Origin of the sequence: Virgibacillus sp. 7505 (genome assembly GCF_002272135.1) — a bacterium.
Classification (GTDB): Bacteria; Bacillota; Bacilli; order Bacillales; family Amphibacillaceae; genus Terribacillus.
The window spans coordinates 282884-293787 of record NZ_NPBF01000004.1 but is presented as its reverse complement, the minus strand read 5'-3'; the positions used below and the strand labels follow the sequence as shown (position 1 = coordinate 293787).

Below are 10904 nucleotides of genomic sequence, written 5' to 3'. Positions count from 1 at the left end.
TTGAGCATGATATCACCATCTGTAATACTCTCCAGCTGGTTCACCATTCGGAGCAAAGTCGTCTTTCCGCAGCCGGAAGGTCCCAGCATAATGACTAATTCACCATCTTCGACTGTGAAATTCATATTTTCAATAGCTTTTACATTGCCGTTGTATACCTTTGTTACATCGTTGAAATGAATCATAATGTCACCCTTATTATTTTTTTACACCCTTTGGCGTAAATAGATTTTCGATTAAGCGCAAGAACAAATCAGCAATCAATGCCAAAACAGCAACCGCAATTGCACCTGCAAGGATCATTGTGTTGTTGGTACGAAGGATTCCTTGATAGATGATACCGCCAAGACCTCCAGCTCCGATTAACGTGGCGATGGCTCCTACACCGATATTTAAGACGGTAGCAGTGCGGATACCAGCCATGATTAATGGCATGGCGTTTGGAAGCTCCACTTTATAGAGGCGCTGGTATGTAGTCAGTCCAATGCCATTTGCCGCATCACGTATGTCGGGATCGACATTGCTGATAGCTGTGTACGTATTCCGGATGATCGGCAGCTGTGAATAAAGTACAAGTGCGATAACAGCCGGTAACGTACCGATTCCTTCGTTGATAAGTGAAAGAATTGGAATCATGATTCCAAATAAAGCGAGGCTTGGAATAGTCATCATGATAGAAGCAATTTGGAGAATAGTGGAGGCAGCGTATTTATTGACGGAGCAATAAATACCTAATGGGACACCGATCACAATTGCGATGATAATTGCTAAACCGACAAGCTTGATATGATCCCATGTATATCCAAGTATGAATGTAAAATTAGTAGTGAAATATTCGATTAAATCCGTAATGGGAGGGCACCTCCTAAATTTGTCATGCTAAAGGTCTTATCAGACTTTTACTACCTATTGTTATACCCAGATAAACCAACATCCTAACATGAAAAAATAACCATTACAAAGACAGGATTAACTTATAACACTAAGTATGGTGGAGTAATCGGGAGGATATTAGGCTTGAAGGTGGCTGAGCATAATATATCAATGGATTTCCTTCTCGACATAAGGGGAAAGTTTTGGCTACGGAAACCATAAGATAACTGAAAAATTAAATAATATTATAAGAAATATATTTACTTCCTCCTAAAAATGATGGTAGTATATCTAAATACTAATATGTACTCATTTAAAATGTACTAGAGTGTAAGGAGTCACGCCCTTATACAAAAAAAGAGAGAATGGAAAGCTAAATAGTCTGAATTGACAAACTATTTAGCGGGGAGAGGGAGCGAGAAGAATGAAGGAATACTTAATCGAGCGAATGTACAAAGCATCACAAGGAATGGCAAATGCAGTCCTCGTGACCCTCGGTATCGGTCTATTGATGGAGACTTTTGGTGAATTTCTGAACTGGCCGACATTGATTGCTGTCGGTACTGTTGCTAAAGCATTGTTGGCACCCGCTTTAGGTGCCGGAATCGCTGTTCAGCTGGGCGGCAATACGTTGGTTGTCTTCAGTGCAATGATCAGTGCCACGATCGGCGGAGCTGCAATGACTGTAGGCGATGACGGCTTACTGACATCGATGGTATCGGGACAGCCGATCAGTGCAGTGCTTGCTGCTGTCGTTGCGACATATGTAGGTAAAAGGGTAGCAGGGAAGACACCGCTTGATATGATGGCTATCCCGTTTGCGGCAGTACTTGTAGGGGGGATTGCTGGAGCGGGACTTGCTGCAGTTACAACACCGCTGCTAACATGGATGAGCGGACAGATTGCCAACTCCGTTACTGGCTCACCGCTGCTTGCATCTATCGTCATTTCATTGGTGTGGAGTATCCTGTTGATGACACCAGCTTCTTCTGCAGCTTTGGCAATTGCATTACAGCTGGATCCGGTATCCAGTGCGGCTGCCTTGATCGGCTGTACGGCACAGTTTGTCGGGTTTACGTTCATGAGCATCCGTCAAAATGATTTAGGTGGTTTTCTGGCACAGTTTGTCATTACACCAAAAGTACAATTCCCTAACTTAATAAAGAATCCAGCGCTTGTCATCCCGCCATTTGTAGCGGCAGTTGTTTGTGCACCGATCGCAACAGTGCTGCTAGGGTTTACAACGTCCTACGAACTGGCAGGTTTGGGCTTGAATTCATTCATTGCACCGCTTAATATCCTGGCCAGCCAAGGCTGGGAAGCTTTCTTGATTTATTTAGTAACAGGCGTCATCATGCCGCTGATCATTTCACTTGGTCTTTATCATGTGATCAAATCGATCGGATGGGCCAAGGTCGGCGATTTGCGTATGGAAATTCAATAACCAAAACCGCAGCTGCGAAGCTGCGGTTTTTTTCATGCAGCTAACAATTTTGCTGTTATACTGAAAGGAGAAACAAAATTAGAAAGAAGGATATCCTTCATGGATGAACTTAATCGCATACTTGCTAAATACATGCCTTTCTTGACTCCTGTGAGCGTCCTGGCAGGATTTCTTCTAGCGGATTATCTGCATCACGGAGAGGCCTTGGTGCCTTGGATATTTGCATGTATGACATTTGCCGGAAGCTTATCAGCAAACTTTAAGAGTCTGCTGCATGCTGTTAAAAAACCTGGACCGATGCTGCTTGCTTTTGTTGTGCTTCATTTTATCATGCCTCTAATTGCACTAGGTTTTGGACACCTGTTCTTTCCTGGAGATGTCAACACGATTACAGGCCTTGTACTGCTGACAGCAATTCCGACTGGTATTACAGCATTTGTCTGGGTTGCCATGCAGCAAGGGAATATAGGGCTTACGTTATCGACAATTCTCTTAGGAACATTGCTTTCCCCTATGTTAGTTCCTTTGACTTTGCATCTCTTGGTAGGAGGTGACGTCCAGCTAGAGATACTTCCGATGATGAAAGGCTTGTTATGGATGATCGTCATACCATCGATAGCAGGTATGCTAGTCAATCAGCTTTGCAGCAAGAGTGTCACAAGCACATTAAGTATGAATCTGGCGCCATTTTCGAAATTAGGTCTTATAGCTGTTGTTTCCATTAATGCTTCTGTTGTAGCCCCTCATTTGAAGGGAATGGATATGACAATCTTAGGTATTGTATTGCTCGTATTTGGTATATCTTTTTCCGGTTATTTGTTAAGCTGGCTGCTCGGGAAAATATTCCGTTTCGATAGAGCGGAAATTGTGAGTGTAACTTTTGTTGGGGGAATGCGGAATATCAGCGCGGGTGTGGTCCTTGCTGTAAGTTTCTTTCCGGCTCCTGTCGCTATCCCGGTTGTGATAGGGATGCTGTTCCAGCAGGTTTTGGCAGCAGTGTTTTCCAGCCTTCTGAAAAAATATGAACCGCAGCAAGCAGCTGCTTGAAAGAAGACCGTCCAGACGGTCTTCTTTTCTTTATAAGGAACACTTCACACATGTTTAATTTCTTCTCATTTTGGCAATGGCTCTACAAGACACGGAAAGGAAGATGTATATGTGGGAAGCAATTTTATGGGGAGCCATCGCAGGGTCTGCCAGTTTAATTGGTGCTGCCGTACTGATGCTCGTACCCGTAAAGAAGCGAATTATCGGGTTTATTATGGCTCTAGGTACAGGAGCACTGATTGGTTCTACCTCCTATGAACTCTTGGAGGAAGCATATGAAATCAGTGGCGGGTTGCAGGAAGAAGCGATTGGATTTCTTGGAGGCGCAGTTATTTTTACTATATTGGATATCCTCATATCCCGCAGTGGCGGGAAGAATCGTAAAAGCAGCCGACTGCACGAGACACATCATAAAGACGAGAAGGGCTCAGGACTAGCAATATTCGCAGGTACAGTAATGGATGCAATACCGGAATCAGCCATGATCGGCTTGAGCTTGGCGAGCGGGGGTGGTGCCAGTACTGCTTTGATCGTATCCATTTTTATCAGTAACTTTCCAGAAGGTCTTTCCAGTACTTCAGGGATGCAAAGCAGCGGCTATAGCCGGAAGCGCATCATTTTCATGTGGATAGCCGTAATCGTGATTTCCGCTTTGAGTGCACTAATAGGGGCTGTTTTACTTCAGGATACGAGCGCTAGTACAAGAGCTATACTAAATTCATTTGCAGGGGGAGCGATTATTGCCATGGTCGCATCCACCATGGCTCCTGAGGCGTATGAAGAGGGCGGTCCAGCTGTAGGGATTGTAACAGCAATAGGGATGTTCATCGCCTTTTCTTTGGCACATGTTTAAGTAACTCTCTTGCAGGGGATATAGAAACAAAAGAATGGAGGCGTTTCAGCATGAAAAACCTTATTCGAAAAGCGATTAAGTATGGACCTGTTATCTATCCGATCGTTAAGAAAATTATCAATAAACGCAAAGCAAAGCGTTCTGGAAGAGCTTCGTATTAAAAAGACGTGAGAGCAAAATGCTCTCACGTCTTTTTATTTGCTGCGACTGCCTTTTTCAAGGACAGTGTCAACCTCGGCTGCTGCTTTATCCAATGCAGTTTTAGGATCTTCACCTTGGTATAGACTCTCCATACCAGTTACAATCTGCTGCCGTGCTTCTGGAAAGATGGAAATCAAAGCACCTTGTGTTGCTGTACTTGGCACTGTATCGTGCAGCTGATCGACAGTTACTTTTAACTGCGGATATTTTTCCCACTCCTGCTTTACGATATCTTCTTCATATGCAGCTGGGTTAATGGCGAAATAACCAGATTCCACATGCCATTTTGCTTGAACTTCTGCTGTTGATAAGTATTTCATGAAGTCCCATGCAGCTTGCTGTTGGTTTTCGGCAATATCCTTAGCCATCCAGAGGGATGCTCCGCCTATGATGACCCCTTGCGGATCCACATCATCCGGATGCGGCAAATAAGCTACGCCAACCTCGAAATCAGCATTATCGACAAGCCCTTTGATGCCTGCAGAGCTATCCAGCATCATCGCCATCGTTCCAGTCTGGAACGATGCCCGCATATCATCCCAATTTTGGCCGCTGTTATAGAAGGTTCCAGCTTCATACATATCACTGATCAATTCAAATACTTTATGACCTTTTTCATCGTTGAAGGAAGCCTTTGTCGCTTCGCCTTCGCGACCATTTTCCTTATCGACGAACATTCCGCCCTGTGTGGCAAGCAATTCCTCGAAGAACCAGCCATAATTCAAGATGGAAAGACCATATTGTGACGTTTTATCTCCTTCTTTGATTGTCAGCTTTTCTGCAGCTTCCTTCAGCTCGCTGTAGGTGCGAGGCGCTTGCTCAGGATCAAGTCCAGCTTCCTTGAATGCATCTTTGTTATAGACAAGCACAGGAGTGGAGGAGTTGAAAGGCATAGAATACTGCTCTCCATCCACTTGATAGTAGGAGGAGATATTTTCTTCCCATTGTGATGTATCGTAGTTTTCTTCATCGATGAATTTTTGGACAGGCTGGATGTTTCCGCTGTCTATCATTTGTTTTGTACCTGCTTCAAAAATCTGTGTAACTGCTGGAGCATCCGCAGTACCTGCAACAGTATTCAATTTTGTTAAAGATTCCTCATAGGAACCTTGATAAACTGGTTTTACAGTATATTTATCCTGTGAATTGTTATATTCGTCTACGATTTCATTGACGCTTGCTTCCAATTCTCCGCCCATGGCATGCCAGAAGATGATTTCAGTCTTGCCATCCTCAGTCGTACCGCTCGCAGAATCCGTACTGGAACAAGCAGTGAGGAACAGTACAAATAAAACAGATAAACCAGCTAATAGTCTTTTCATCATATAACCTCTTTCGATTTTATTTGATTGCACCTTGCGTGAGACCTTTTTGCAGTTTTTTCTGTCCGGCGAACAACAGCAGCAGTGTAGGCAGAATGACGATGACGACACCGGCCATGACGATACCCCAGTCAGACGCGATTTCCTGTGTTTGCAGCTGTTTAAGCCCGATCTGGACGGTTCTTGCAGATTCCGTATTTGTTACTAGCAACGGCCAAAGATACATATTCCAATTGGTAAGAAAGCTGTAAATACCTAAGGTGATTAAGCTCGATCGGCTGATAGGCAGGATGACATTCCAGAAAAAACGAAATCTGGAAATGCCAGCTACCCGAGAAGCTTCGTAGAGTTCCTGTGGTATTGTCTTGAAATGCTGGCGCAATAGGAAGGTTCCGAATGCCAAAGCAAAGAACGGAACTGTCAAACCAAGATAGCTGTTTGTCCAGCCTAAACCTTGTATGGTCATGAAGTTCGGTACCATCGTTGCTTCCCAAGGTATCATCATGGTAGAAATGAACAGGAAGAAGACGAAATCCCTACCTTTGAATTTCATGAAAACAAAAGCGAAGGCGGCTAAACTGCTGACTAGCAGCTGGCCAATCATAACAATGGCTGATGTGACGAAACTATTGAGCAAGTAGGTTAGAAGCGGCACTTTTTGAAATACCTCGACGTAATTATCCAGCGATAGACTGCTAGGGAGAAGCTGGCCGCCCATCACTTCCCCGCCATCCATGAACGAGATGCTGAAAGCATAGAAGATCGGAAACATCATGATAATGGCACAGATGATCAGGACCGCATAAAGACTGATACGCTTTGCGAGTATCACTGATAATGCACCTTCCTCTCGCCAAGCTTAAATTGCAGTGCTGTCAGCAGCAGGACGCAGAAGAACAGGATGACTGCCTGAGCACTCGCAGAGCCGACATCATTATTGATGAAGGCATCCTTATAGATGGAATAGACGATTACATTGGTTGATTCTACCGGTCCGCCCTTTGTAAGGATGTCAATTTGTCCGAATGTCTGAAAGGCATTGATGAACGATACTGTCACGATAAAGAATAAAGTGGGGGACAGCATGGGCAGCGTAATTCGACGAAGCTGATAAAGATAGCTTACTCCCGCCACTTTTGCATTCTCGTATAGGTGTGTATCGATGTTCTGTAATCCTCCAAGTATGATCAGAAATGCGAAGCCGGCATTCATCCAAATCGTGGATAATGATACTGCAAGCAAGGCATAGTCGGGGTCCTGCAGCCATTGGACGGCCGGAAAGCCCAGCCACTCGGCAATCCTGCTGAATATGCCGATTGAAGGATTATACATGAACATCCAAATGACGCTGGATGCTGCAACGCTCATCCCCATTGTTGAGGAAAACAATGTCCGGAATATGCCGATTCCTTGTATCTTTTCATTTGTCAGCAAAGCCAGGAAAAGAGCGAGCAGGATGCCTGCGGGTACTGTGTACAGCACAAAAAGAATGGTAGCTTTTACACTGCTCTGAAAACTGTCAGAGCTTAGGATATACTGATAGTTTTCCAATCCGACGAATTCGAATGGACCCATTTGGTCAGCTAAAAAGAAACTCAAGTATATGGTTCGGAACATTGGGTAGAAAACGAACACGCTGAACAAAATGATAGAAGGAAGCAAATAGAGCCAGCCCTCCAGAAAGGAAAATAGATTCCGCTTTGGTACGCTTTCCTGAGGTGGAACAGGCTGTGAATCCCGGGAAGCGTTCATCTTAGCACCTCTCTGGCTGTCTGCTTCGGTTGTCCATCACTAGCTGACCATAGAATCCGTCCATTGTCTTTTGAGAAGAGATGGATAGCATCCAAATCAAAACGAATCGGAATCCGATCTCCGACAGAGAATTGCCATTGTCCGTTCCATCGGGCAATCCACTGCTCATTGGATTCATCCAGAATGAAAGTAATGAGCGTTTCTGTACCAAGAATCTCAGTATTAACGATCTCTACTATAGCATCGGCTTGTTCTGGAGCAGCAAATAGGATGTGCTCTGGCCGTATACCCACTTGGACATTCTTGCTTGCTGCTTTTACATTGCCTTTCATTGGGTTAGGTAAGCTGCAATTTGGTGATAGAACAATACCGTTTGGAGAAACGTCTGCTTCCATTACATTCATGGCAGGTGATCCGATAAATGATGCTACGAATGTATTGGCAGGGTTATTATAGATATCAAGCGGCTTGCCGATTTGCATCGCTTCGCCTTCATGGAGGATCATCATTCGGTCTGCCATCGTCATCGCTTCGGTCTGATCATGTGTAACATATACCATCGTAATCCCGAGCTTCCGCTGTATCTGCCGGATTTCCGAACGCATCCGCGTCCGCAGTTTCGCATCAAGATTTGATAATGGCTCGTCCATCAAGCAAAGAGGAGCTTGTGTCACAATGGCACGGGCCAGGGCGACACGCTGTCTCTGGCCGCCAGATAGCTCACGTGGTTTGCGTTTTAAGTAATCAGCTAATCCGAGCATGTCAGAAGCTTCGAGAGTGCGGCGTCTTTGTTCCTCGCGTGAAATTTTTTTTGTATGTAAGCCGAAGGTGATATTTTGTTCCACATTCAAATGCGGATACAATGCATAATTCTGAAAGACCATGGATAAATCCCGTTTATTCGGCGGTGCATCATTCATCTTCTTGCCATTCACAAACAATTCCCCGCCCGTTATCTGCTCCAGGCCAGCTATCATGCGGAGAATAGTGCTTTTCCCACAACCTGAAGGACCGACAAGCACGAAGAACTCGCCTTGCTCCAGCTGCAGGTCCACTTGCTCAATAACATTTTTTTTGCCATCGTAAGACTTTTTTAAACCAGCCAAGGTTACATGTGTCATAATCTGCTCCTTTCTGTGAATTCATCTATACTATATCGAGTGAAAATTGAGTTAACGTGAAGAGTGGGTGAAAAAGCGTTTACAGAGAAGAAGGAGATGACTGTTTATTTTACAAAGCTCATACAATCCCGGCACAAAAAAAGGACTTGCAGGCAATATTGCCTGCAAGTCCTTTTTTGTTCTATTACTTTCTGCGCATTTTGCGTAGAATTAGGCTAATTACAAAGACGAAGATAATGGCACCGATCAAAGCAGGGATGATTGCTATACCTGCGAGGTCAGGACCGAAGTCTCCGAAGATAAGTCCGCCAAGCCATGCCCCGATAATACCTGCAATGATATTACCAATGATACCACCTGGAACGTCACGTCCAAGGATCAAGCCTGCCAGCCAGCCGATAATACCACCAACAATTAGATATAAGATGAAACTCATAATACCTACCTCCAAACAATGATGTGATTTAATGTGTTGTGATAATAGCATTCCCCATCTTACAAGATTACAAACATTTAAGCTTTGTGGCATGTTTACACGTTCTTAAGATAAGCTGCATCATTCTACACAGCAGCTCAACATCTGCTTAATAAAAAGTAGCTATATTAAAGTCAAGAAGATAACCAAGATCACCGTCAAATTCATGTACTCTGCATAGAACAAAGATTACAATCCAGATAACTACAGGGAGATGATCCGAATGATGAATCAGATTAATCCATCGTATGAGTCCGTAACTACAAGGTCGCTTGATAGTCAGTACATGCAAATTGGAATCCTGCCTGTCATCGCTCATCGCGGCGCTTCCGGATTTGCACCTGAAAATACAATCGCTGCTTTTGATCTGGCTGTAGAGATGCAAGCCGATTTCATCGAACTGGATGTACAAATGTCCAAGGATGGTCAGCTTGTTGTCATTCATGATACATCTATAAATCGCACAGCTGTCGATGCCCCTGAAGAGGCCGTGTACGTGAAGGACCTTACGTTTGCCGCCTTACAGTCTTATGACGTAGGTGCTGGATATGATTCGGTGTATGAAGGTCAGCGAATCCCGTTGTTAGAGGATGTAATAAGAAAGTATAAAGGAAAAACAAAGTTCCTGATCGAATTAAAATCGCCAGAGCTTTATGATGGTATAGAGGAAGCGGCAGCTGAGCTGCTGGAAAAAAATGATTTGGCTAATGTTCTTTATGAGGAAGTGATTCTGCAATCCTTCAATTTTGGATCAATTGCGTATCTTTCCCAGCTGTTGCCGCATGTACCGCTTGGTGTATTGACGTCAAGAAGTGCTGACCTCACAAATCGTAAACTTGATAAAATATCTACGTATGCAAACTATGTAAATACACATTTTACAAACGTCACACAGGATGATACATTAGTTGGCAGAATCCATACACGTGGAATGCGAATTATGCCATGGACAGTACGGGCACCTGGTGAAGTCCAGCCTTTAATCCGAGCTGGTGTTGACGGAATCATTACAGACTACCCGAATTATGTGAAATAAAAAAGGAGACCTTTTACAGGTCTCCTTTTTTATATTATCTATTCTGAACGAGTCGAAGCAGTTCGAATGCTCTGTCTCCTGCAAGTGCAGCAAGGTCCTCCCAGCACTCGTCACGCTTCAGGTCGAGTTCTACGATTTGTTTGGCTAAATCAAGGGCTTCCTGATCATGTGCCACGTGCTTGACGCTCCTTTCTGATGTTCCCTTTTTACTGTTACACTCAGTATACTTATAGCCGAATAATTTTGCATCAAACATGTTAACGATGCTGACGAACTATTTTGTTGTTTGTCAGGTTTCCTCACACAACACTAGGATGAATGGATAAATACGGTATAATGTGGAGTAACAGCACATGGTGATGAGGTGAACAGATGAGTAACGAGCCTTCTTACAAGAACAGGAAAGTAATCACAATAGGTATTGTGAGCGAGCTGACTGGTCTGACTGAACGCAAAATTCGTTATTACGAGGAACGCAAGCTCATTTTTCCTGAACGTTCAGCGAAGGGAAATCGCAAGTACTCTTTTTCGGATGTAGAGCAATTGATCGAGATCGCCAACAAAAGGGAAGAGGGTGTGCAAACCTTCGAAATTCGTCAGCAGATGCTGAGAGACAAGAGAAAAGAAGCGGAACGAGAAAGCCGCCAGCAAATGCTGCGTGGACAGATCAACGCCCGCTTTGGTATACAGAGAGAGTAAGTGTGTGTGTACGTATGTGTTGGGAGGCCTAGTACACAGGAGAGCCGGATGGTTATCATCCGGCTTTTTATTTTGTCAAAA

General features: G+C 44.1%; 13 protein-coding genes. 5 read left to right on the top strand and 8 right to left on the bottom strand.

The annotated features are described in order from the left end of the window. Together CHH91_RS01380 and CHH91_RS01375 are read right to left on the bottom strand one after the other, a co-directional pair. Positions 1-185, bottom strand: a 185-nt coding sequence (locus CHH91_RS01380; RefSeq protein ID WP_141234107.1) for an ATP-binding cassette domain-containing protein, incomplete at its 3' end; no start/stop codon positions are given. A gap of 13 nt (positions 186-198) precedes the next feature. Continuing rightward, the gene (locus CHH91_RS01375; protein ID WP_286160654.1) at positions 199-750 is read right to left on the bottom strand and encodes an ABC transporter permease; all 552 of its coding nucleotides are present in this window, start codon (positions 748-750) and stop codon (positions 199-201) included. Between the two features lie 547 nt (positions 751-1297). Between CHH91_RS01375 and CHH91_RS01370 the strand changes: the two genes are divergently transcribed. The 3 genes from CHH91_RS01370 to CHH91_RS01360 all read left to right on the top strand — a co-directional run bounded on the left by CHH91_RS01370 (position 1298) and on the right by CHH91_RS01360 (position 4217). After that, positions 1298-2317: a PTS sugar transporter subunit IIC gene (locus CHH91_RS01370; protein ID WP_095221232.1), complete on the top strand. Its 1020-nt coding sequence runs from the start codon at positions 1298-1300 to the stop codon at positions 2315-2317. 99 nt (positions 2318-2416) lie between these two features. Next, positions 2417-3364 carry a bile acid:sodium symporter family protein gene (locus CHH91_RS01365; RefSeq protein ID WP_286160653.1) on the top strand — a complete coding sequence of 316 codons (948 nt, stop codon included), beginning with the start codon at positions 2417-2419 and terminating at the stop codon, positions 3362-3364. Positions 3365-3473: 109 nt separating this feature from the next. Further along, positions 3474-4217 carry a ZIP family metal transporter gene (locus CHH91_RS01360; RefSeq protein WP_095221231.1) on the top strand — a complete coding sequence of 248 codons (744 nt, stop codon included), beginning with the start codon at positions 3474-3476 and terminating at the stop codon, positions 4215-4217. Positions 4218-4411: 194 nt separating this feature from the next. Here the strand turns inward: CHH91_RS01360 and CHH91_RS01355 are convergent, their stop codons facing one another. The 5 genes from CHH91_RS01355 to CHH91_RS01335 all read right to left on the bottom strand — a co-directional run bounded on the left by CHH91_RS01355 (position 4412) and on the right by CHH91_RS01335 (position 9049). Further along, positions 4412-5740: an ABC transporter substrate-binding protein gene (locus tag CHH91_RS01355; protein WP_095221230.1), complete on the bottom strand. Its 1329-nt coding sequence runs from the start codon at positions 5738-5740 to the stop codon at positions 4412-4414. 19 nt (positions 5741-5759) lie between these two features. Continuing rightward, a complete protein-coding gene (locus CHH91_RS01350) occupies positions 5760-6515 on the bottom strand; it encodes a carbohydrate ABC transporter permease (RefSeq protein ID WP_411259338.1) in 756 nt (251 codons plus the stop codon). 53 nt (positions 6516-6568) lie between these two features. After that, positions 6569-7492: a carbohydrate ABC transporter permease gene (locus tag CHH91_RS01345; protein WP_095221226.1), complete on the bottom strand. Its 924-nt coding sequence runs from the start codon at positions 7490-7492 to the stop codon at positions 6569-6571. Next, positions 7489-8613, bottom strand: a complete 1125-nt coding sequence (locus CHH91_RS01340; protein ID WP_095221224.1) for an ABC transporter ATP-binding protein — start codon at positions 8611-8613, stop codon at positions 7489-7491. Before CHH91_RS01340 ends, CHH91_RS01345 begins: the two co-directional genes overlap by 4 nt. Positions 8614-8797: 184 nt before the next feature. After that, the gene (locus tag CHH91_RS01335) at positions 8798-9049 is read right to left on the bottom strand and encodes a GlsB/YeaQ/YmgE family stress response membrane protein (protein ID WP_095221222.1); all 252 of its coding nucleotides are present in this window, start codon (positions 9047-9049) and stop codon (positions 8798-8800) included. A 262-nt stretch (positions 9050-9311) separates the two neighbouring features. Between CHH91_RS01335 and CHH91_RS01330 the strand changes: the two genes are divergently transcribed. After that, entirely contained in the window at positions 9312-10124 is an 813-nt protein-coding gene (locus CHH91_RS01330; RefSeq protein ID WP_176465622.1) for a glycerophosphodiester phosphodiesterase, read from the top strand. Positions 10125-10158: 34 nt separating this feature from the next. Here the strand turns inward: CHH91_RS01330 and CHH91_RS20415 are convergent, their stop codons facing one another. Then, on the bottom strand, positions 10159-10299 hold the full coding sequence (locus tag CHH91_RS20415) for a hypothetical protein (protein WP_176465621.1): 141 nt from the start codon (positions 10297-10299) through the stop codon (positions 10159-10161). Positions 10300-10496: 197 nt separating this feature from the next. On the opposite strand from CHH91_RS20415, the gene CHH91_RS01325 reads away from it, so the two are divergent. Continuing rightward, positions 10497-10823, top strand: coding sequence for a MerR family transcriptional regulator (locus tag CHH91_RS01325; RefSeq protein WP_038563668.1), 327 nt, complete (start codon positions 10497-10499; stop codon positions 10821-10823). The last annotated feature ends 81 nt before the right edge of the window (positions 10824-10904 follow it).